The organism is Paenibacillus sp. FW101-FHT12H11, from assembly GCF_058790355.1.
Map to the genome: position 1 here is coordinate 276,340 of NZ_JBYTCO010000012.1, position 22,816 is coordinate 299,155.

Annotated in this window: 24 protein-coding genes and 2 tRNA genes; 2 read left to right on the top strand and 24 right to left on the bottom strand. The window is 38.2% G+C overall.

Translation table 11 applies throughout. From position 1 onward, the window contains the following. Nucleotides 1-24: 24 nt before the first annotated feature. The 11 genes from AC3WTJ_RS32845 to AC3WTJ_RS32895 form a co-directional block, all read right to left on the bottom strand. Entirely contained in the window at nt 25-1,266 is a 1,242-nt protein-coding gene (locus AC3WTJ_RS32845; protein WP_492525375.1) for a hypothetical protein, read from the bottom strand. A gap of 162 nt (nt 1,267-1,428) precedes the next feature. Further along, the gene (locus AC3WTJ_RS32850; RefSeq protein WP_492525377.1) at nt 1,429-1,866 is read right to left on the bottom strand and encodes a hypothetical protein; all 438 of its coding nucleotides are present in this window, start codon (nt 1,864-1,866) and stop codon (nt 1,429-1,431) included. 250 nt (nt 1,867-2,116) lie between these two features. Beyond that, nucleotides 2,117-2,204, bottom strand: a tRNA-Ser gene (locus tag AC3WTJ_RS32855). Between the two features lie 538 nt (nt 2,205-2,742). Next, nucleotides 2,743-3,744, bottom strand: coding sequence for a restriction endonuclease subunit S (locus tag AC3WTJ_RS32860; RefSeq protein ID WP_492525379.1), 1,002 nt, complete (start codon nt 3,742-3,744; stop codon nt 2,743-2,745). A gap of 2 nt (nt 3,745-3,746) precedes the next feature. Further along, nucleotides 3,747-5,801, bottom strand: a complete 2,055-nt coding sequence (locus tag AC3WTJ_RS32865) for an HsdM family class I SAM-dependent methyltransferase (RefSeq protein WP_492525381.1) — start codon at nt 5,799-5,801, stop codon at nt 3,747-3,749. Nucleotides 5,802-6,178: 377 nt separating this feature from the next. Beyond that, complete coding sequence (locus tag AC3WTJ_RS32870; protein WP_492525383.1) at nt 6,179-6,376, bottom strand: ribbon-helix-helix protein, CopG family; 198 nt, start codon at nt 6,374-6,376, stop codon at nt 6,179-6,181. Continuing rightward, on the bottom strand, nt 6,369-6,761 hold the full coding sequence (locus AC3WTJ_RS32875) for a hypothetical protein (RefSeq protein WP_492525385.1): 393 nt from the start codon (nt 6,759-6,761) through the stop codon (nt 6,369-6,371). The genes AC3WTJ_RS32870 and AC3WTJ_RS32875 overlap by 8 nt, the downstream gene beginning before the upstream one ends. Nucleotides 6,762-6,764: 3 nt before the next feature. Next, nucleotides 6,765-6,959: a hypothetical protein gene (locus AC3WTJ_RS32880; protein ID WP_492525387.1), complete on the bottom strand. Its 195-nt coding sequence runs from the start codon at nt 6,957-6,959 to the stop codon at nt 6,765-6,767. A gap of 1,260 nt (nt 6,960-8,219) precedes the next feature. Continuing rightward, entirely contained in the window at nt 8,220-9,101 is an 882-nt protein-coding gene (locus AC3WTJ_RS32885; protein WP_492525389.1) for a hypothetical protein, read from the bottom strand. Beyond that, nucleotides 9,098-9,379, bottom strand: a complete 282-nt coding sequence (locus AC3WTJ_RS32890; protein WP_492525391.1) for a helix-turn-helix transcriptional regulator — start codon at nt 9,377-9,379, stop codon at nt 9,098-9,100. Before AC3WTJ_RS32890 ends, AC3WTJ_RS32885 begins: the two co-directional genes overlap by 4 nt. Before the next feature lie 174 nt (nt 9,380-9,553). Further along, the gene (locus AC3WTJ_RS32895; protein WP_492525393.1) at nt 9,554-10,018 is read right to left on the bottom strand and encodes a hypothetical protein; all 465 of its coding nucleotides are present in this window, start codon (nt 10,016-10,018) and stop codon (nt 9,554-9,556) included. 137 nt (nt 10,019-10,155) lie between these two features. Between AC3WTJ_RS32895 and AC3WTJ_RS32900 the strand changes: the two genes are divergently transcribed. Beyond that, nucleotides 10,156-10,491 carry a helix-turn-helix domain-containing protein gene (locus tag AC3WTJ_RS32900; RefSeq protein WP_492525395.1) on the top strand — a complete coding sequence of 112 codons (336 nt, stop codon included), beginning with the start codon at nt 10,156-10,158 and terminating at the stop codon, nt 10,489-10,491. Between the two features lie 223 nt (nt 10,492-10,714). Here the strand turns inward: AC3WTJ_RS32900 and AC3WTJ_RS32905 are convergent, their stop codons facing one another. The 5 genes from AC3WTJ_RS32905 to AC3WTJ_RS32925 form a co-directional block, all read right to left on the bottom strand. After that, nucleotides 10,715-11,758, bottom strand: a complete 1,044-nt coding sequence (locus AC3WTJ_RS32905; RefSeq protein ID WP_492525397.1) for a tyrosine-type recombinase/integrase — start codon at nt 11,756-11,758, stop codon at nt 10,715-10,717. A gap of 134 nt (nt 11,759-11,892) precedes the next feature. After that, a tRNA-Ser gene (locus AC3WTJ_RS32910) sits at nt 11,893-11,980 on the bottom strand. Between the two features lie 71 nt (nt 11,981-12,051). Further along, nucleotides 12,052-12,267 carry a DUF951 domain-containing protein gene (locus AC3WTJ_RS32915; RefSeq protein WP_315954342.1) on the bottom strand — a complete coding sequence of 72 codons (216 nt, stop codon included), beginning with the start codon at nt 12,265-12,267 and terminating at the stop codon, nt 12,052-12,054. A gap of 22 nt (nt 12,268-12,289) precedes the next feature. Beyond that, nucleotides 12,290-13,129 (bottom strand): mechanosensitive ion channel family protein, encoded by an 840-nt coding sequence (locus tag AC3WTJ_RS32920; protein ID WP_492525399.1) that lies wholly within the window; start codon nt 13,127-13,129, stop codon nt 12,290-12,292. 17 nt (nt 13,130-13,146) lie between these two features. Beyond that, nucleotides 13,147-13,383, bottom strand: a complete 237-nt coding sequence (locus AC3WTJ_RS32925; RefSeq protein WP_492525445.1) for a putative Se/S carrier protein — start codon at nt 13,381-13,383, stop codon at nt 13,147-13,149. A 98-nt stretch (nt 13,384-13,481) separates the two neighbouring features. Here AC3WTJ_RS32925 and yyaC point away from each other — a divergent pair, with 98 nt between their 5' ends. Continuing rightward, nucleotides 13,482-14,105: a spore protease YyaC gene (gene yyaC / locus AC3WTJ_RS32930; RefSeq protein WP_492525401.1), complete on the top strand. Its 624-nt coding sequence runs from the start codon at nt 13,482-13,484 to the stop codon at nt 14,103-14,105. Here the strand turns inward: yyaC and AC3WTJ_RS32935 are convergent. The 8 genes from AC3WTJ_RS32935 to mnmE all read right to left on the bottom strand — a co-directional run bounded on the left by AC3WTJ_RS32935 (nt 14,080) and on the right by mnmE (nt 22,751). Continuing rightward, nucleotides 14,080-14,571: a DUF4446 family protein gene (locus AC3WTJ_RS32935; protein ID WP_492525403.1), complete on the bottom strand. Its 492-nt coding sequence runs from the start codon at nt 14,569-14,571 to the stop codon at nt 14,080-14,082. The genes yyaC and AC3WTJ_RS32935 overlap by 26 nt on opposite strands. A 15-nt stretch (nt 14,572-14,586) precedes the next feature. Further along, on the bottom strand, nt 14,587-15,747 hold the full coding sequence (locus tag AC3WTJ_RS32940; protein ID WP_492525405.1) for an aminotransferase class V-fold PLP-dependent enzyme: 1,161 nt from the start codon (nt 15,745-15,747) through the stop codon (nt 14,587-14,589). A 106-nt stretch (nt 15,748-15,853) separates the two neighbouring features. Next, the gene (locus tag AC3WTJ_RS32945) at nt 15,854-16,726 is read right to left on the bottom strand and encodes a ParB/RepB/Spo0J family partition protein (protein ID WP_157326154.1); all 873 of its coding nucleotides are present in this window, start codon (nt 16,724-16,726) and stop codon (nt 15,854-15,856) included. After that, nucleotides 16,723-17,481 (bottom strand): ParA family protein, encoded by a 759-nt coding sequence (locus AC3WTJ_RS32950; RefSeq protein ID WP_127454079.1) that lies wholly within the window; start codon nt 17,479-17,481, stop codon nt 16,723-16,725. The genes AC3WTJ_RS32945 and AC3WTJ_RS32950 overlap by 4 nt, the downstream gene beginning before the upstream one ends. A gap of 157 nt (nt 17,482-17,638) precedes the next feature. Further along, complete coding sequence (noc, locus tag AC3WTJ_RS32955) at nt 17,639-18,457, bottom strand: nucleoid occlusion protein (RefSeq protein ID WP_157326155.1); 819 nt, start codon at nt 18,455-18,457, stop codon at nt 17,639-17,641. A gap of 244 nt (nt 18,458-18,701) precedes the next feature. Further along, entirely contained in the window at nt 18,702-19,430 is a 729-nt protein-coding gene (rsmG, locus tag AC3WTJ_RS32960) for a 16S rRNA (guanine(527)-N(7))-methyltransferase RsmG (protein WP_492525408.1), read from the bottom strand. A gap of 3 nt (nt 19,431-19,433) precedes the next feature. Then, complete coding sequence (gene mnmG, locus AC3WTJ_RS32965; RefSeq protein WP_492525410.1) at nt 19,434-21,326, bottom strand: tRNA uridine-5-carboxymethylaminomethyl(34) synthesis enzyme MnmG; 1,893 nt, start codon at nt 21,324-21,326, stop codon at nt 19,434-19,436. Nucleotides 21,327-21,374: 48 nt separating this feature from the next. Further along, entirely contained in the window at nt 21,375-22,751 is a 1,377-nt protein-coding gene (gene mnmE, locus AC3WTJ_RS32970; protein ID WP_492525412.1) for a tRNA uridine-5-carboxymethylaminomethyl(34) synthesis GTPase MnmE, read from the bottom strand. Nucleotides 22,752-22,816: the final 65 nt, after the last annotated feature.

Consider the following 22,816-nt stretch of genomic DNA (forward strand, 5'->3'; position numbering starts at 1 on the left):
GGCAGCCTCCTGAACCTCTCTCTTCTATTCAAATATGCGGCTAAACTCTCCATCGTAATATGGTTTTGAGATAGATCTGTATGAATTTTCGTTAACAATCTCAACATTCATTTCAAAATAAACTTTGCCTGTAGCGCCTTGATGAATGGAACCATTCTTCTGCTCGCCTTTAGCATCCTTATACGTGAATGTTGAGGACACGGCTGGATCATATTCAAAGTCGAAAACATCTTTATTCGGATATTCGCTCTCATAACCCGGAATAACCGTTTCGGAATATTTCCCTTTCACTTTATCATTGTCTACGCTTGTGATCTCAACCATTCTTTCGCCGATTTTCACAAACTTGCCGTCTTTCTCCATCACGATATCGTTTTTATATTTACCTACATACTTGCTGCTAAATCCATTGGAGTAGCTAACTTTTTCAACTTTTGCGCCAGTTAGATCAGGTAGTGTGATTTTCGTATTGTCAACTGCAGAAAGCTTTACAATGACATTCAGGTTCAAATCATGTTGAACACCGTTTTTATCTTTTCCTGACAGCGTAATATCGCCTGTTACATTTTCAAGGTAACCGGCTTTATTCTCATTTGCCGAGCCTACCACCTTTTTCACAAATACATCGCTTTCTATAGTCGGCAAATCGCGCTCATCGTTCAGCATCTGTTTGATACCAAAAGAGGAGACAGCATTCAGGACGGCTGGTACCTGAGTTTCGGACAAGCTGCCTGAATATACTTTTCCACCTTCAGGTCCTTCCTCTACTTGCACGTAATCTTTCAAACCGCCAACGACAGCGTCAACGATTTTTTCAATTTCTGGTGCTCCCTTTTCTTTAAAGGGGTTCTTGAAATCTACAGATCGAAACTTGCTCTCATTCGCTGGATATTCCGTTACATAATAAGTATTGTCGGTTCCATTTTTATTAACTGATTTCGTTATGTCAGAATAATAGTATCTTGAAGTTGTTTCGCCATTGGCGTCTTTCGTCGTTGTATTCTCTTCCTTCATATGGTTCTCAACATCCATCTTTTGCGACGTTGATCCTTGAATTAAGGTTTTATCGTTATCTTTCAACGTATACAGCGCTTCGAGCGTGTAATTCTTCATATCCTTTTCCATCATGTTTGCAGTTGTTTTTGCTGAACCTTTTAACCGGTCATAACCCGATCCAAGCAGCGTATCGGCAAATGCCGTGGATACGAATAAACACGCTCCAATCGTAAAGGACAGTACAGTAACAGATTTTTTACTAAGTTTCATCTCTTTTCTCCTTTTAACACAATGTACGGGAAACGTTTCCTTATATTTATATTAATATAACCTTATTGAATCCATCTAAATGGAATATTAACAAAGTATAAACTCTTTTTTATGAGGAAGGTACTAAAAAAGCCGCACAGCTTTCACGCTGCACGACTTGATTTATTTCCTAAATACTTTCTTTTCAGAAATCTTCCCATCTGCAAAATAAACGATTTCCGCAATGTAGCCAGGTTGATTGGAAATGGCGAAATCATAAGTTTTCTTACCATTCTCGTCTTTCACCAACTTGCCCTTTGCTCCTGTTTGCTTCACCAAATCATCATAGGTGCTTGTCATGCTTATTTTATCAGCTTGCTCCTTCGTTATCTGAGGAAGCGGCTCATCTTTCGTTGTATCGTTGCCACCAGCTGCTGGCGTTGCTGTGGCAGATGTTCCACCGCCTGTCCCACTTGTTGCACCAGGCGTCGCTGAAGCCCCTGTGGAAGGCGCTACGGTCGCTCCTGCTGTTGGGCTTGGCGATGCACTCTCTTCACTCTTTTTAGCGCATCCTGTGGCTACTACAGCTAGTACCAGAAATATCATCATCCATCTTTTCATTACGCTTACCTCCTTCTTGTTGCCAACACATCAATATGAACTTATTCTGCTTTTCCTTTAGCCTTTTTATCCCTACTAGTTAGACAAAGGACAGAAAGCAAAATAGCCTTCTACACCCTAATAGACGGTTTAAACCCCTAAAATGTTTCACGTGGAACTTAATAATGGAATTAATATGGTTCTGGACAAAATAAAAAAAGCCTCCTGCAGAAACAGAAGACTTTCATTCCTTAGCTAGTAATAGCTTGTACGGAAAGAGTGGGATTCGAACCCACGCACGCCTCGCGACGCCTAGCTGATTTCGAGTCAGCCCCCTTGGGCCTCTTGGGTACCTTTCCAACTTAAATCCCAAAGGATTCAATGACTTATGCTATTATTTATTACCCTTACTAATTTAAACCTGCCTACATAATCGAATTATTACCATGTCCATTGTAACTCGAACAAGCTTAGTCAGCAAGAGGATTTTACTTATTGTTCTGCATTTGATATTTTCCACCACAATGAGAATAGTTCCTATAACAAATCTTATCGGAAGTTCATCCAATGGGGGTGGGGCTAATTCAAACAAACCAACCCAAGGTAACCCTGTTTTGTCATACGCAGGGTCAAATATGCAATATTGAGATTTTGAGTTCTTTTATAGCGTATCCCCTTTGTATATGTAAAAAAATAACGGAAGGGTCAAAAAAAAATGGCGCTAATTCACTAAAACTCTCCAATCAGATTTGCCCATAAAATATATCCATAATAAAGACAAAGCCACTCCTAATAATGGAGTGGTTTCTTTAGATAGAGATTTTCTTTATTTTTGGAGAGTCATCTTTATCAGAAAAGACGTATTTAATAGTTGACGGATTCAGTTGGCTTTTGAATCTATTTTTCTATATTTTTAGTGAAAGGTAAGGTTTTTATATAATTTCTCATATATTCATAATCTGGAGTATAGTTCATATTTTCATTCATCATTGGAAGTCCATTACCTTCCACAACTACTGGAAGAATGATTTCAGAATTCAATAATCTCCCACCGTTCCACTTTCTTCCATAATTATACCTAAACCTATTTGCTGAAAACATGGCTGATAAAAATAATCCAACATATCTATCTATTGAATCACTATATCCAGCGTACAAAGTTGTTGAGCCAATAAAATCATTATCCATATAATTAGCATATCCAACACTACCTTGACCATCACTAATCATAATAATACAATTTCCTTTAGATACAAGATGTTCTTCCTTTTTTACTTTTTTCATTAGTCCATTTTCTCTTTTTTTTGCACCAATATACCAGATATCTTCACCTTCAATTAATTCTCCTGCATTTCCACATTTACATTGTTCTATCTTTTGAAATAATTGGGATACTTTAAATGGTTTCCAATTTTTTATATCAAGTATCGGTATTGGTGTATTTAATAAAGCACCTTGATAATATGAAATATCCTTTACTTCTGTTGTTTTTACCCAGTCAGGAATTTCATCAGGAGCAGTTATTTCAATTTGTCCTATTCTCTCAGGAGTAACTTGTCTTCCATAAGCATATCTATACCTATCAAGCCTAATTAATAATGAATAATAAATCATTTCCTGTTGAGTTAGTTCACATTTTGGTGTTAGCACCAAACAATTATCATCAATACAACAGTGATTTGGTTGATATATTGCATATCCAACAGTTCCTTGCCCCGTATTTGGTACTGAAATAACATGTTTATATTTAGGAACAATATTGAAATAACCATATATCCCATTATTTGTACCTTTTGCTGATATTAGAGGGGTTCCATTTTTACTTGGAGTTAGGTGATTTTTTGAATGGTACTCTCTTTGCCCATAATCAGCATCAAAAATTGTATCTAGTCTAACCATCTTTATTCCCCTTCTATTTCATCAATCTCATTAAATTCCTCTTTGTTTTCAGTATCTTCAACAAAATCACCTAATGACATTTCTTTTAATTGATATATCATGAAATTTTTAATTTCATCTTCGAAAATTTCCTTTGTTATTTTAGAATAGTCAGTTTCAGCATATCTTTCCCAAACACATTCATCTTCGCCATCAAGGCATTTCCATATTCCAATTTCTTTATCTTCTATAGTTCTTTTAAATGATTTCAACCATTTTTCTTTAATTTGTTCTGGATTGTTTCCGTCTGGAATTCTCCCCAGTCCTTTCCTCCAAATGTATCCATCGTTTTTCCAATTTCCCAAATATGTTGGTATTTCTGAATCATGCGGTGTCCCTGCTCTTAATAACACAATACAAGAAACTGTATTAATAGGTCTAAACAACTCTATAGGCATACTCATAACAGCAACTAGTGTGTTCTTTTCTAAAAGTTTTTTTCTTTGTCCTTTATACTCATCAGAATGCATATAAGATACAGGAATAATTGCGCAAACCAAATTTTCACCTTTAGTTCTATTTTTGCCAATGATATTTCCTTCTTCATCTTTGTGCTTAATACAAGAGCAAAGAAAATCTATAAATTCTAAACAAGAAATATCAGTTCCACTATAAGGTGGATTTATCATACCAACAGTTGCTTTATTTTCAAGTTCTGATTTATGGTCCATACAAGAACCATAATACATATTTGCCTTTCCATCTCCTCTAAGAATCATATTAGAACAACCTAGAGCAAACATCTGTTTGTCATCATCACAACCATATAATTGTGATTCTTTTATTCTTTCTTTGATAGAATCAGGGTTTGGCTGTTTGTCAGCTAAAGCATATAATCTATTCATTCCAGAAATTAAAAATCCTGCCGTGCCAGCACAAGGGTCTAATATTACATCATCAACGTTAAGATTAATTAAATCACAAAACAGTTCTGTAATATGAGAAGGAGTTAATACAATACCACTTGATTTATCACCTTTAGCATATCTTAAAAATTCGCTGTAAAACTTACCGACAATATCCATCGAGAACTCACCAGTCATATAAGGAGCTACTGATTCTTCTATTGTTTTCAGTACTTCTCTTAAAATTCTCGCATTATCTTTTAATAATCCCTGTTGGTGGAATACATCTTTAAATTTAGTCTTTAACATTTCTTTTTTAAAGGTGTCTGCTACACCCAAAAATTTCAATATATCGTCAATTGATGTATCAAGCAATTGCACCAATTTTTCATTTGAAACTTTTTTGTTTTTATATGTGTTTAAAAAAACTTCATCCTTCAAAACTAACAATAGACCACTTACTAGCAAAGACCTTTCTATAGGAGGAACACTTGCTTTGTGTAACGTTTCATTTAATTCTCTTGCAATTGCTAGTGCATTTGTTTCAATTAAATTCTTTTTTACAATATTTAATTTAGAAAAAACTTTTAAATAATCATTATAGGACATTAGAGAATCTACTTTTAAATTAATAAATGGACCAGCCTTTTCTTCTTCCCACTTTTTGTTTTTCTCCCAAGCATAAGTGGTAATGCATAAATTTGATACACTCTCATCTTCTAAGATATCACCTGTTATACCTATAGCAATGACATCATAATTCTCTGATAAGAACTTAGCATAGTGTAACGCCCCTTCAACAGCATTTCCAGCAATTACACTTTGTCTCTTTTCAAGTATATTTTCATCTCTCAATTTTTTGCCAATATGCTTTTGGGATATATTCACTTTACATTCAATTACTATAGCTAAGTTTTCTTTTGTATTGATAATTACAAATTCTGGCTTTCCAAATTCAGCTTCATTTGTCCACAATTTATCTTTTGCTGGTTTACTACATTTACTACTGTGTAATAATAAGTTAGATAATTCAATATTTGCTTTGTAACTATCTTGTTCATACACAATTAAGTTATTTCTGTCTTCCTTTGTTGACGGAAATGGATAACCATATAAAGCACATAATATCTCTCTTGTTTTATCTACAATAGGTTGTTCTATTCTTTTTGCCATTCTATTTTACTCCCAACTATTTTTTAAATAATATTTATTATACTTTATAAAAGTACTTACTTCGTCATATCAAAAATAGGTCTTACGAATTACAACTTCCATGTTAATGGAAAAGTGAATAGCTGTATACAACATTGTTTTTACTTTATATGATTAAACACAAGGTTCCTTCACTTAACTATATGTAAAGACCTATTATTCTCTACCATTTTACTTACTTTTTGTAAATTAGATTGCAAAAATATTAGAAGTAAACGCCCTAGATACGGCTCATAGTAGGATGTTTCCTGTCTACAATTCCCCTATAAAAGAGGCATTTACTGTAGAAGATATACCAATGAACAATTAGATGATGTTATAGAAATTGATGGATAAACTCAACGGGTTTCTACTTCTCTCTGAACTAATTCTTTACTGATTAAGTCTGCATAATTCTTTAACATCCCTTTGTCACCCTCTACTTTGGATTTAATTAACAAGCGTATAATTTCGGAGCGTGACTTTGAGCTTTCAATTGCAATTAGTTTCAACATTTTATCAGTAAATTCATCGAGCGTAAGATTAACTCTAACCATGATACATCCCCTCTTCCATGGTGCCGCGAATCAATTCTTCGACATTCTTAATTTCTTTGGTTATTTCTAGTTCTGGACATTGACCAGTTCCATATAACTTTCTAAGTAAAGCTGGTATCGCATCGGCATTAATCATAAATGTTCGTTCGATTCCGTTTGAAGTCTCTTTCAACTCAACGGATAATGCATCGTTAAAACCTAAGTCATATGATGCAACCATGTCTAATAGCTCCATTGTTATGTTCCATTGCTTTGCAAGTGAAGCCAATTCAAAGCACAATGTAGTCTGACTACTAGTGCCGTACTCAATAAAAGTTGAAGGGCTAACTGCCATCATGATGTATGATTCATGTTTATAAGTCTTTTTGATTTTTACTTTTTCCATTATCTAAACTCTCCCTTGCAAATGCTCGAATGGTATTTTCTCCTGTGTTGCTGACTTGCTTTGTGTTGTAGTAAGTGAAGCAATAATTTGTTCTAATGTTTCTTGGTCTTGATTCACCGTTGCAACAATGAATTTATCTATTAGGTTCCTGCTGTTTAAATGGCATCTGTCGACTCCATAAGCGATTTTGTATGGCATTATCAGTACCCCTTTCGATTGATGTGTTAGGAGCTTAAAACAGCCCCATTTGAAGCTTAAAACTTTACAACAATAAACCGAAATATTGCTTTATATCCATGTAGTTCGTAAGAGTTATTGATTCTCTTTACGTGGGAGAATCAGTGAATCAAGCTGACTCTCTAAATAAAACACAAAGGATTTCGTCAAGAGATTGGCAAGCTCTTGGACGTTAACAGGGACATAGCCCTGACCAATTAGGAGATGGAAAGGGGTAATTAATCACTGTTTAGATGCTCACAATTGCCCCCATGTATTCGTTATTTGTGCGGGAGAATTGGTTATTCATGATAATGTAACACGCCTTAGAACGGCTCCTAGACGGCTTAATCAACGCTTGATATACGTAAGCGTCAAATAGCCCACACCTTGAAATCAAGATGAGAGCTATTTATGCTTACTGATATACATTATCAAGTTAAAGTGTTGAATTATACTCACATGTACATATAAGGTTTCTGTAGGAACAATCATGTGAAAGGAGAATTTGTTTGCCAATGCTTATTTAACTTAGATTTCAATTGCAATTATCAGTACGAACAGACTTCTTCCCCGACGCAAAATTAAGTGTTATTGGAGGGGGTAGAAGTCCTAATCACTTCCTGTTAATAATAATTTGCATTGGCAGGAAGTGGCAGAAAGTGATTAGAATCTTTAATGTTTATGCCTTTATTTTTCTTTAGCTTGCTTGCCACTGTATTTTTTTGCCCCGCGTAATCTATTCCTTTACAGGAAGGACTTTAGCTACCTATATTAATTCCCTTGCCAATGCTATCTTGTACTTGAAAAATCATAATAGTACCTTCACTTCTTTTCCCTGCATTAGCATTTGCTCATATATGGAGCAGGGATATTAGAAGTGATTCGCTCTAGTTGTTTTCGCATTGGCAATAAGGAGCGAATAAGTTTTCTTTTGCTTTTTTAACTTTGTCTTATTTACTGCCTATGCAAACTTTATTTCAATCAGCCAAAGGCTGATTATCCATCTATGCTTTGACTTTAAAGTTGTTATTCTATTGTCAAAGCAGATGATATGTAGGAAAGAATTCCTTTTTTGAGAATCAAATAATATATCCTTATATAATACTAATATAGAATTACGAGCATTAAAACCCGAAATCCCTTATGGCTCTGTGGCTCAACCCACTTTCAAGCAGTCCGAAAAAAGTCATATGAATGGCTGTTTTAGTCCGAGAAAAGTCATATGATAATTATTATCAATTACTTTCCCTTCTTTTTACCGCTAAATATAGCTCTTAATGTTGCATCTGGCTTGGATGTATCCACTTCCATGCCTAACATTTCATCACTTGGGATTGTTCTAATTCTAGCCATAACCCAAGGATTAAAAATGTACGAGTCTTCATTGTTATCCAGCTTGATTGTTGCTATTGCTTTTTGACCGTTAAACTCGATTTTCTTAAATTTCCTTGTAAAAGTGGCAGGGTCTATACCAAGTAGTTCACTTATTTCTGTTCTGTTCAGCTTCTCTAGTTGTGTCGGGTCTTCCTCATAAGGATTCGCGCAGAGAAAATTTGTCTGATAATGCACATACGGTATAAGCAAATATAGCAAACCCAATTCCGCTGGTTTAAGTTCCTTAAAAGCTGTTCTAACCTCAGTGTTATAAATCCTAACCACCTTTTTTTCCCCTTTCAATTCCCCATTAAGATGATACTCACTGTTAACCTTATAGAGCCCTTCTTCTGTCTTGCTCATAATATTGTTCTCTAAGCAGACCTTAACAAAGTCATAGAATGTTTGTTTTGACATTCGTAATGTCTTAATTATGTCTTTGTTTGTCATAGGGCTTTTGTCAGTGTTCCTGATAATGTTATCTCTATAACTAATGAATGTTGTTAGCATGAGCAAATGTCCTAGTTGAGCATGTGTTAGAAACCTTACTACCTCCCTAGTTGCCTCCATTTTGGCAAAGGTAAACAGTTCTCTTCTAACTGCCCACCTATGAACATTCTTCCTTGCCTTTGCGTTTTGCTCCTCTTGAATCTCTTCCATGACATTGTATAATGTATTTTCTACTTCCTTTGTATGACGATGAACTACAAGGTAGTCATTTGCGTAATCTGGTACTCTAGTTCTCATTCTGCTCCTACCCCTATCTGTTCTTCATTCCTGGCTTTAACCCAAGTCATAACTTCATCTAAGTCATATCTCACAGTTCTGTAAGCCATCTTTATATATGGCATGCCTTCACTTCTGAAACGGGCAAGCGTTCGCAATGAAACGCTCAAATTCTCACATAGTTCTTTTGTCGTTACAAGGTTCTTCATTGTCTCTGCTCCTTTTGGATTTAATTTCCTACACACAACTTCTTCAATGCATAAAATTAATGCCATTGAAAGCACATCAAAGCGCATCAAAGCCTATGTATCCATATATTTAAGAATCCCCGTCAAAAGTTCCCCACATGGACAAATTTTTTACGGCGGCGGCAAAAGAACGCAAAAAAGCGGCTTACCTACAACTAGGCAAACCGCTTAAAGTCTAAAGTCTAATATTCTATTCCAAGCTTAAGCTCAAACTTGCTAAATTATTTATTTTTGAAGCTGTTCTCTGTAGTTTTCCAGTACTTTTAAATTTGTAAAACCGCGGTTAGCATAAGCCGCAACTTCATTCTTATAATCTTCATTTCCTGTGTTTGATAAACGAATCATACTTTTCATCGAATCTTCCATACATTGCAAACCAAACACAAGCATATCCTGATTTGATTTCCAAGTGTCATCAACTGGCTTAACCTTTTCAATACGTTTACGAATATCTTGAATTTTAGCATACGCTTTCTCAGCAGGTGCATTTAATTCTTTGTACTTAGATGTATCACTAAGATATTCTTTGAACTTTGGTGTAACTTCATCATAGGCACTTCCAAACTCTTTCATAATGTTGTTTATCTTAGTAAAGTACTCTTCATCACTTTGCGTGACACTTTGATTTGAGGAACATGCTGTAAATATCACGAATATTAGTAATCCCAACAATTTTGTTCTAACCTTCATCCAATTTCCCCCTTTTAGACCTCAATAAGAGCGATTAAAACAGAATAGTCCTTATTGTGACTATTATTAAATTTTCATCCTTTTTGTCACTTTGGCTATGTAACATGTTGTCCTACCCTTTACTTAGGGTGATATAAATGGACGTACTTAAAGCCGTTGGAGAAAGAATACGTAACTACCGTAAAGAACTAAAATGGACACAGCAACAATTAGCTGAAGTTGCCGATGTAAATGAAAGCTATGTAGGTAAAATTGAGCGCGGCGAGAGAAATATAACTATGGACAGTTTACTAAAAATAACTGGTGCCCTAGGTATTACACTTGAACAACTTTTTCGTAATATTCAACCAGCTAGTGATGATGACAAATTATATGTTTTGACACAAATTAATAACCGATTACAGGGTAGGAATATTAATGAGCAGACGAAAATACTTGCATTAATTGACGTTGTAATAAACGATAGATTTTGATAAAAAGGAGCCTACACAATAATGTTGGTCTCTTGATTATTAACCCAGTAAAAGTCGCTTACGTTCCTCTCTAAGCCCTTCTATTTCCTCAATAATCGCCTTCTTACGTTCTGAGAGGGTATCCTTAGCAAGCCAATTTTACATGCTTACATGCGATTTGAAGCAGTCTTTCAGTAGTTAAATCATCCTGCATAGCAACTGTTAGTAACTTTTTCTCCATTGCTTAGTTTCTCTTTAAAATTCTTGCTAATGGAGAATACAAGCTATGTTGCTCAAATAAATCGGAATCACTAACTTGAACATATTTTCTCGTTGTCTTTATGTCTGAGTGTCCCAGTATCTTCATAAGATGAAATACAGACATCCCATTGTTTGCTGACATTGTAGCAAAGTTATGACGTAATACATGGGGAGAAACAGCCCTTTGAATCTTGGCTTTCTCAGCATATTTTGTGAATGATTTCTGTATGGTTTTTTCGTTCAATGGCTCTCCATAATTTGTTGTAAATACATACGTCGATTGAAAATATTGCTCTGATTCTGAAATCAATCTTTTCAATAAACGTGTTGATTCTGTTGACATTGGCAGAACGCGTGATTTACGATTTTTATTTTTTATTGCTGGCAACGTAATTTTTTTTCTCAAGTAATCTATCTCTGTTTTCTCTAATGAACATATCTCATTAATTCTCAGACCAGTATCAATAATGAGCGTCATAATTACATAATCCCTATATTGTGCGAAATACTTCTGATTCGGCGCTTTCAAAAAGCGTTTCAGTTCTTCATCGGTTAACGGTTCCACTGTATCTATCTCCTGCCGCATTAAAGCAAGGTTAGATGCAGGATTTTGATTTATGATACCCTCTGCATATAGTTCATTGAAGAATGTCTTTATAACGCGTATACGGACGTTTACAGACGATGCAGATAAACCCTTTTTACCTGCCGCGTAATCCTCTTTAAAGGGATGCCCTCCATAATAATCCTTTTCTTTCGCACACCAAATTACATATTCACGTAAGAGTGTGGAATCAATTTCGTGTATTGAGATATTTCCATACCTTCTCTTTATCCATTCAACAAGATAATTCATGTTTATCACATAATCGTTAATAGTTCGTTCCTTCAAATTCTTGGCACGTTTCAAAATCACCACACGTTCAACCGCTTCTTTTAATGTTAAACTGGATAGTATTGCATCTCCTATCATTACACGTGTTGTTACTTGTTTCTTTCCTGTACGTTTGTCCGTCCTTTTTTCCATAACAAAAAACCTCCCACAATTTTTGTAGGAGGTCTAAATTAGTCAGGTATGTAGAATCATCTAGCTATATTACGCTGATGACTCGTATAGCAGTAAGCCGCTAACTCCTTATTAGATAAGGAGTTTAGCTTCTACGGAAAGAGTGGGATTCGAACCCACGCACGCCTCGCGACGCCTAGCTGATTTCGAGTCAGCCCCCTTGGGCCTCTTGGGTACCTTTCCAATAAAACGCGAGAACAGGATTCATTATATCAAAAAATTCCTGTCCCCGCAAGTGCTTTTCCACAGCATTTTTATGAGGATTCTTCCTCTTTTTCTGCGTTGGATCGAAGCACTTTCTTCAGTTTACTTTCGAACTTCGTTCTTGGTACTAGAACACTGTGTTTACAACCTACACACTTAATTCTAATATCCATCCCCATCCGTATGATTTCCATTTCATTCGTGCCACACGGATGGGGCTTTTTCATTTGCACAATATCGCCAAGTTGATACTGCTTTTTCTCCATACGTCCGCCACCGCCTTTTCAACTACATCGTCTCAATTTGCACACTATCGAGCCTCTTCTTAATTTCTATGTTCAAAAGCCTCGTTACATTAAATTGTCGCGTTGGTTTACACTCTGCAATAATGCGAATCTTCAGATCCGTCGTACCCACCACTTGAACACCCAACACTTCCGGCTGCTTCACAATATCCTCCGTAAGCTCTTGCACGTGCTTGACGGTATCCTTGAGAATTTGTGTAGCATCGTCAATATTTATTTGATGAGGAATCGTCACATCGACCACGGCTAAAGAATTGTACGTAGAAAAATTGGTCACCTGTTTAATATTTCCGTTCGGAATAATATGGACCTCACCCGTCCAGCTTTTAATCCTTGTGACTCGGATGCCAATCTCTTCAACGGTCCCTTTAAATGAATCAATTTGAATGACATCCCCTACACCAAACTGATCCTCAAAAATGATAAAGAAACCCGTAATCACATCTTTCACCAAACTCTGCGCTCCGAAACCTATCGCGAGTCCAAGCACACCTGCCCCTGCCAGCAGAGGCCCAAGATTTAAACCAACCTGCCCAAGGATCAACATAATACAAATGAGATTCACGGTGTAGGCTATTAAATTATGTATAAGGCTTCCTATCGTATTCGTTCTACGTCTATCAAACTTCAGTGGCGACTTATCTCTAGCAGCCATCATATGTGCAATCGTTTTATCCGCAATTTTGATACATACTCTTGCAACAACATATATAAGAACAATTTTTACAATAATCCAAAATAGGGAAGCTAGTATTTCGGGGTTCGATAGATGCTCTCGAATCCAGTTCATCAAATCCGTGAAATACTTTGTAATAAAGGCCACGGTTTAGACCTCCTTTTTCATTCCATGGTAACATATATATCTTCTTTTTTAAAATAGATGCCTCTGATTTCTACGTTCTCAGATTCAATAATCTCTTGAACTTGTGCTAGATTTTCTCCAGGAAATTCAATAGAAAGAGCGCAGCCGGCTGTAATTTCTTTCGGAGTAGGTCTGATGTCAATTTCTATGTCCGCGTACTCTAGCAGCATCTCGGCGCGCAGAGCCTGCTGCGTAGAATCGAAGGCTAACAACATAACGGAAATATTCAAGGAAAATCCCTCCTCTCCTACGTATAAATGTCTCTATCTATCCATATACTAGTAAAAAAGAAGAAGTACTTTGGAGGGATATAATGAAATTCCAAATTGGTTTCGACGGAATGAAAGACACGGAACTGACCCCACTCAAAATTCAGCACACAGACGCCGATACCCCTTTTCTTCTCTCTAAGCATTTGCAATCCATTTTTAGTAAGCTACCAACCTATCAACCTATCGTTGTTATCTGTGTGGGCACCGACCGTTCTACAGGAGATTCACTTGGTCCATTAGTTGGCTCTCATTTGAACCGTACGACAAATCTTCGTAACCTTCACTTATTCGGTACTTTAGATGAACCTGTCCATGCCATGAACCTATCTGAAACCGTTGATAAAATTCAACGTCAATTCGATAACCCTTTTATCGTTGCCGTCGATGCTTGTTTAGGCCAAGTATCCAGTGTAGGCTGCATTCAAGTTGCTGATGGTCCGCTTAAGCCTGGTGCCGGCGTTAATAAAGATCTTCCTCCCGTTGGCAATATTCATGTGACGGGGATCGTCAACGTAGGCGGCTTCATGGAATATTTCGTCCTACAAAATACGCGGCTCAGTCTTGTCATGAACATGGCGAATGTCATTGGCGATGCGCTTCACTCAGCATTACGTCGCACTCAAGCCTATGTACCAAGCGCTAAGACGGCTTTACAGATTGATTAATTGCCTCTTTCTCTTCTGGACTTAATGTGTAAGTAGATTGTCCATTTTGAATCGGCTTCGCATACAAGTACATCTGCTCACGGCTATGTATTCCTGTCAAAACTACACCATCTTGAAAATCATCCAAAATGGCAATTGTGAAGCTCAGGTTACTTCCTCCATCATTGAAGGCGTTGTATCGATGAATCGCAACTTTGGATTTCATCTTCGTTAGGGATTGACGAATTGTATCAACCTGGGCTGACGTCATTGCTGACTCGGCCTTTTGATCGTTGATGGCTTGCTGCATTTCAATGAGGAGCTGCTCCATATTATCTGAACTTGAACCATTCATCATTTGCGTATATCGTTTACGCAAAGATGATAATTTCACTGAAAGTAAAATGACGATAAAGAATAATACTAAAATCAATGCCAATATGGCTAATACAACAAAATTGCCATTCAATCCGAACAGTTCCCCCATGGTTGATCCCTCTTTCTACTTAGCATACTGCGATTGGATCTCTTTCACTGCATAAACAAGAGCTTCCACTTCTTCATCTGTTGTAAAAAAACCTATGCTTGCTCTTACCGCTCCACTAGCTAATGTACCTGCCGATTCATGAGCAAGCGGCGTACAATGATAGCCGGATCTAACGGCGATTTGAAATGATTGATCCAATATGAAAGCGACTTCCGATGAATCCGCATTGTTCACATTAAAGGAAACAATCCCTGTTTTATTTTGTCCAAGAGCCGGGCCAAGAATCGTGACTCCTTCAATTCCCAGTAATCCTTCCATCAGCATTTGCGTTTGACGCCACTCTTTTGAATGAATCTTCTCAATCGTTTCCGCTATTACAAATTTCACGCCTTCGTTTAATCCAGCAATACCAACTGTGTTTTGCGTACCTGCCTCATAGCGATCAGGCCTTACTTTTGGTTGATGAATAGCCTCTGATTGACTACCTGTTCCCCCGTGTAAGAGCGGCTCCAAATCAATGTCAGGATGGATGTATAAACCACCCGTTCCCTGAGGCCCTAGAAGCCCTTTGTGGCCTGGGAAAGCCAGCATATCAATATTCATATCGCCTACGTGAATAGGCAGTATACCAGCGCTCTGAGCCGCGTCTACAAGCAGCTTAGCGCCATGTGAACGGCATATCTCCCCGATCTCTGCCACAGGCATAATCGTCCCTAATAAGTTAGAACTGTGATTAACAACTACAAGTGATGTATTTGACTTTAAAGCCTTTCTGAAATCATCCAGTTGGATATTTCCTTCTTCATCATTACGGATATAAGTCAGTTCTATTCCAATCGTAGCCTTCAAATGTTCCAATGGTCTGCGAACAGAGTTATGCTCAATATTCGTGCAGATCACGTGATCCCCGGGTTTTACAAACCCCTTGATCGCTTGGTTCAGCGCATGTGTCGTATTCAATGCAAAGGATAGATCATTCGGGTTTTTGATCCCAAACAAGCGAGCTAAATTTTTTCTCGTTTCAAATAGCACCCGGCTAGCTTTTACAGCCATCTGATGGCTTCCCCGCCCTGGATTAGCCGCATAATCTTGCATACACATCATCATCGCATCCATTACAGCAGGTGGTTTTGGCCAGGAAGAAGCAGCTTGATCGAAATACATAACACCTTTCATATGTTCACCCACCCTTTCTCTCGGATTCAGAATTCCACTCATAAATATAGCATACCTTAGTTTGATCTTTCTGCTCGAAAGAAAACCATCGGTATGCTATCTAATTTCAAGAGATTTTGCCTTGAAGCAATTCTAGCAAACGGTTCAAGTCGTCTTTCGAATAGTAGAGAAGTTCGATTTTACCTTTATCCTGCTGATTCTTGATTTTCACCGTAGTCCGGTAAATATCTCTTAACTGATCTTCAGCTTGGTTGATATAGGGATCTCTATTCTTTTCTTTTTGCTTCGTTTTTTCTTTTTCTTGACCTGGTGATTCCTCAAGCATTTTCACGGCTTCTTCAAGTTCGCGAACACTCCATTGCTTACTAATGGTGTTTTCCGCAAGCTCTTTTTTTACCTTGTCATCTTTGACTCCAACAATAGCTCTTGCATGACCCATGGATAATGTTCCACGTGAAACATATTGTTTAATTGATTCCGGCAATTGAAGAAGTCTAAGGAAGTTCGCAATATGCGAGCGACTCTTACCAACCTTAGCAGAAAGCTCTTCTTGAGTTAACGAGAACTGATCAATAATTCCCTGATAAGCAAAAGCAATCTCCATTGCGTTTAGATCTTCCCGCTGAACATTCTCAATCAAGGCAATTTCCATCACTTGTTGATCCGTGAAGTTTCTCTCAACAGCAGGAATTGTTGCAATTCCCGTAACCTGAGAAGCTCGGAATCGACGTTCACCGGCAATGATTTCATACCCTTTAAGAACTTTACGAACAATAATAGGCTGAATAACACCATGTTCTCTAATCGAATCGGCTAACTCTTTAATGCTATCTTCGTTAAAATGCTTTCTAGGTTGATAAGGGTTAGCTCTCAATTGTGCTAAAGGAATTTGAATGACTTTATCGCTCTCATCAATATGTAAAGATGTGATTAAAGCATCCAACCCTTTACCTAAACCTTTGTTTAGGCCTTTGGTCATATCGAGATCACTTCCTTCGCAAGCTCTAAATACACTTCCGCGCCTTTTGATCTAGGATCATAAGTAATAATCGATTGTCCATGACTGGGAGCCTCGCTCAAGCGAACGTTCCGCGGGATAATCGTTTGATATACCTTTGTTTGGAAGTATTTCTTAACTTCCTCAATGACTTGAATGCCGAGGTTTGTTCTAGCATCAAACATCGTCAATAAAACACCTTCAATTTGAAGCCCTGTATTAAGATGCTTTTGGACCAACCGAACTGTATTCAACAGCTGGCTTAATCCTTCAAGCGCGTAGTATTCACATTGAATTGGAATGATAACAGAATCAGCAGCAGTTAAAGAATTAATTGTAAGAAGACCTAAAGATGGTGGGCAATCAATAAGAATATAATCGTACATGTGCTTAACAAGTTGCAAAGACTTCTTCAAACGCACTTCTCTTGAAATCGTTGGAACAAGCTCAATTTCAGCCCCTGCTAGTTGAATCGTCGCAGGTACAATCTTAAGATTTGGAACATTCGTATCCACTGTTGCATCTTTGGGGTGGACATCGTTAATAAGCACATCATAGATGCAATTCACGACATCGGCCTTGTTAACCCCGATCCCACTAGTCGTATTCCCTTGTGGATCGATGTCAACGAGAAGCACTCTCTTCCCTAGTGAAGCCAAGGAAGCACCCAAATTCACAGAAGTTGTCGTCTTGCCGACGCCACCCTTCTGATTCGTTATTGCTATAATTTTAGACAAAACCATTTCACCTCAATCGCTTATGTTCCAAATGCCATACTAAAGCAGTATATCTATCTTATCATATCTATCATTCAGTTACCTTATCTATATTTGATAGTTTTATCTCATAAGATGCAAAAAAACGGCTTGCGCCGTTTAAGGTAGCAATAAATGCTCAATTATTCTTAGGAATTTTAATTATAATTTCGTAGTGATCCTCATGATCTTTTTCAGACGTGTTAATATTCAGGCCCGAGCTTGTAACCATTTCAACGGATTGGCGAATGGTGTTCAAAGCGAGTCGAACATCCTTTGAAAAGGATACGCGACGTGACTTTTTAATCTTTGTTGCTTCCTTTAAAAAGTTAATCTTAATCTCTGTTTGTTTCACGTTCAGCTCTTTAGCAATGACTTCTTCAAGAATTTTCACTTGCAGTTCTTCTTGATCCAAAGCAAGCAAAGCTCTCGCATGACGCTCCGTGATCTTCCGCTCCATCAATGCCATCTTAACAGGTTCGCTTAGATGTAAAAGCCGGATCTTATTCGCAATCGTTGATTGGCTCTTGCCAAGACGCTGAGCTAAGCTCTCTTGCGTCAAATCATGCATCTCAATCAATTGCTGATAAGCAGCAGCTTCTTCAATTGCAGTCAAACCTTCCCGCTGCAAATTTTCGATAAGAGCAATCGAAGCTGCTTGAGAATCATTGAAATCTCTCACAATTGCAGGGATTGTATCAAGACCTAGCTTCTTAACTGCTCTAAGGCGCCGTTCTCCGGCAATGAGTTCGAATGTATTGTTTTTGACTCTGACAACGATTGGCTGAATAACACCATGCGTTCGAATCGTTTGGCACAATTCATCAATACGATCATCATCAAATAAGGTTCTAGGTTGATATGGACTTGGAATAATAGTATTAACCGGTATGTTTTTGACCTCATCCGTCGACGAACGATCAGCAAGTCCAAATAGCTTTGAAATTTGTTCTTTCATAGGAAAACCTACCACCAACTCTTCCCGTAGTTTAAGCGACCATTACGATCCAAAGATAGACGACCTCTTCGTCCTACAGAACGAAAACGCTTGTCAAGAATACGGCGAAGTATGACAAGTGCAATCACATAAACTCACTACAAATAGAATAGATTCTTACTATAATATATTCTTCATCGAAGCAAGATTTCCTGCTTTAAGCAATTGTGAAACTTAATTGAATAATGTTTCACGTGGAACATTATCATTTTTTCATAAGAGGCTCTTTCAGAGGAAGTCCAGCCTTTCTAGGATACTTAGCTGGTGTTGCAGCAAGCTTTTGAATTTCTACAAAATGCCTCAGCGATTCCTCAACAGGCAACTGCATCTTAAGAACTTTTATAATTTTTCCCTTCAACTCAGATAAACTATAAGAGGATTCACTTAGCTCATCTTCAATCTCTGAACCCTTCATTGCAATAAACGTACCATCCTTTTTCACAAAAGGAAGACAAAACTCATTTAGCACTTGAAGTCTAGCAACAGCTCTAGCTGTAACCAGATCGAACTGATCACGATATTTAGGGAGTCTAGCGATATCCTCTGCTCTGCCATGAACGCATTCTGTATCCGATAGACCTAATTGTGAAACCAACTCTTTTAAAAACAAGATTCGCTTATTCAAAGAATCAATGATCGTAACTTTTAGGTGAGGAAATGCGATCTTCAAAGGAATGCTTGGAAACCCGGCGCCAGAACCAATGTCTGCAATCGTAGATATGGAGCTCATATCAAAATTAAAAGAAACAGAAAGAGAGTCGTAGAAATGCTTTAAGTATACTTGCTCTCTCTCCGTGATACCTGTTAAATTCATTTTCTCATTCCACTCTACAAGAGTCTTAAAGTATTGCTCGAACTGTTCCAGTTGTAGAGTAGAAAGAGTTATTTGTTGTTTCTCTAAAAATTGAACAAATTGTTGTTGAGTAGCATCCATATGTTAACCTCTAGCCGCCGTGACTCTGTTATAGTGTTCAAGATATACAAGAAGGATAGAAATATCAGATGGTGTCACACCTGCAATACGCGATGCTTGACCAATCGAAATTGGACGGATTTTAGCGAGCTTTTGCTTAGCTTCCGTTGCAATCCCATGAATTTCACTGTATTCGATATCATCGGGAATCTTCTTCTTCTCCATTTTACGGAGACGCTCTACTTGATTGCTTTGTTTCTCAATGTAACCGGCATATTTAACTTGAATCTCAACTTGCTCTTTCATTTCATCGTCCAGCTCAAGTGGTGAAGGAGACATTTGTTCAATATGTTTATATTCAATTTCAGGGCGACGAAGCAACGCGATTGCTGGAACAGAATTATTCAAAACTACACTTTCCAAGCTTTCCAAAAGCTGTTGAACATGCGGTTCCGGTCTAATTTTATCCGTATTCAGACGCTCGATTTCTTGGTCAACTAATGCTTTTTTATTTAAAAACGTCGCGTAACGCTCCTCCGAAATCAGCCCAATATCATGGCCAATTGGTGTTAAACGCAAATCAGCATTATCGTGGCGAAGCAGCAAACGATATTCCGCACGGGACGTTAATAGACGATATGGCTCGTTTGTCCCTTTTGTAACTAAGTCATCAATAAGTACACCGATGTACCCTTCGGAACGATCCAACACAACTGCTTCTTTACCTTGAACTTTGCGGGCCGCATTAATTCCAGCCATAACCCCTTGCCCAGCTGCTTCTTCATACCCCGATGTCCCGTTAATTTGTCCAGCAGTAAACAAACCGCTAATAAGCTTAGTCTCCAAAGACGGCTTCAATTGAGTTGGAACAACCGCATCATACTCGATGGCATAACCGGTACGCATCATTTCTACTTTCTCAAGGCCTGGAATGGAGCGCAAAATACCAAGCTGCACATCTTCCGGCATACTCGTTGATAAACCTTGTACATAGTACTCAGATGTATTACGGCCTTCCGGTTCCAAGAAGATTTGATGCTTCGGTTTATCGGCAAAACGAACAATTTTATCTTCAATGGATGGGCAATATCTCGGCCCAGTACCTTCAATCGCACCTGAAAACATTGGAGCACGGTGCAGATTCGAATTAATAATGTTATGAGTCTCTTCAGATGTGTACGTTAACCAACAAGGCAATTGCTCATTAGCAGCCCCTGATTTTGTCTCAAACGAGAAAAACTTAGGTTCATCATCACCAGGCTGAATTTCCGTTTTACTAAAGTCGATTGTATCTTTATGAACCCGCGGCGGAGTTCCTGTTTTGAAACGCACGAGATCAAAACCTAATTTGCGAAGCGACTCCGATAGTTTCACCGAAGGTTGTTGATTGTTCGGACCGCTCTCGTACATAAGCTCACCCATGATAACTTTCCCTCTTAGGTAAGTTCCTGTTGTAAGGACAATTGCTTTCGCATAATACTCAGCGCCTGTTTTAGTAATAACACCTTTGATCGCGCCATCTTCAACGATGAGATCTTCAGCCATACCTTGACGTAACGTTAAGTTTGGCGTTGCTTCAATCGTTTCTTTCATTTTGTGCTGATATGAGAATTTGTCGGCTTGTGCACGAAGAGCGTGCACAGCTGGACCCTTGCCAGTATTCAGCATGCGCATTTGAATATAGGTTTTATCGATGTTGCGGCCCATTTCGCCGCCGAGTGCATCGATCTCCCGAACAACGTGGCCCTTTGCAGGACCACCAATAGATGGATTACATGGCATGAAAGCAACCATATCCAAGTTAATTGTTAAAAGTAGTGTATTACATCCCATCCGGGCAGATGCCAGAGCAGATTCGCAACCTGCGTGTCCAGCGCCAATGACAATAACATCAAATTCACCAGCATGATATCCCATAGTTCAAAGTCCCTCCCTCTTTTATGAAAACGAAAATGCTGTCGGTTTTCATTTACCTAAGCAGAATTGTGTAAAAATTTGATCGATCAACGACTCACCAACAGAATCACCAATAATCTCTCCAAGCTGCTCCCAAGCCGCTCGAATATCAATTTGTATCATATCAATTGGCACGTATTGCTCGTTTGCTTCAAGCGCATCATGCAACGAGCGTTTTGCTTGCTTCAATAAGGATATATGTCGAACGTTGCTAACGTACGTCAAATCACTTGACTCTAGTTTGCCCTCAAAGAAAATTGCCGCAATCGCTTTTTCTAAATGATCGATACCTTTATTCTCAATCAGGGATAGCTCGACAATACGTTCCTGTGGAAAATAACTCAACACTTGGTCGATATCCAGCTTACGACTGAGATCAATCTTATTCAAAATAACAATCGTTTGCTTATCCGATAATTGCTTCATTAGAGCAAGCTCATCCAATTGAAGTTCTTCATTGCTATTCAGCACCAGTAAAATCAAATCCGCTTCAGCCAAAGCAGTTTTCGATCTTTGCACTCCGATTTGTTCCACAATATCTGTCGTTTCGCGAATCCCCGCTGTATCCAACAGCTTAAGCGGAATACCGCCAACATTAACAAATTCCTCGATGACATCCCTTGTTGTTCCTGGAATATCGGTTACAATTGCTCGATTCTCCTGCGCCAATTCATTTAACAACGACGATTTGCCTACATTCGGTCTGCCGACAATCGCTGTTTCAATACCCTCACGCAAAATTTTACCTTGCTCTGCGGTCACCAAAAGACGGTCAATTTCAAGCATTACCGTGTCACATTTACTCTTTATGAAAGCATTCGTCATTTCTTCAACATCATGCTCTGGATAATCAATATTGACTTCCACATGAGCCATTAATTCAACCAACACATATCGTAAATGTTTGATTTGCTTCGACAAATTTCCTTCAACTTGCTTTAATGCCACTTTAAAAGCTCTGTCCGATTTGGCGCGAATTAAGTCGATAACAGCTTCCGCTTGCGTCAAATCAATCCGACCATTAAGGAAAGCTCGCTTCGTGAATTCACCGGGTTCCGCCAAACGTATCCCCTGCTGCAGCAATAAATCCAGCACCTTCTTCACAGAAACAATGCCCCCGTGACAACTAACTTCGACAACATCTTCCATTGTAAAAGAACGCGGAGATTTCATTAAAGTAACGAGAACCTCCTCTACCTTTTCGGAAGAAGCAGGTTCTATAATGAATCCATAATGTACCGTATGCGTTTCAGCATCAGATAATTTCGTTTTTGAGCGAAAAACACGCTCCACTAATGGAACTGCTTCATCCCCGCTCACACGAATAACCGCTATCCCACCCTCACCGAGCGGCGTAGAAATAGCAGCAATCGTATCATTTAACATAGTATTAACACCTCGAATTTACCTCATCTTAAAGAAAAAGCAATGACTTATGCTCATGTCATTGC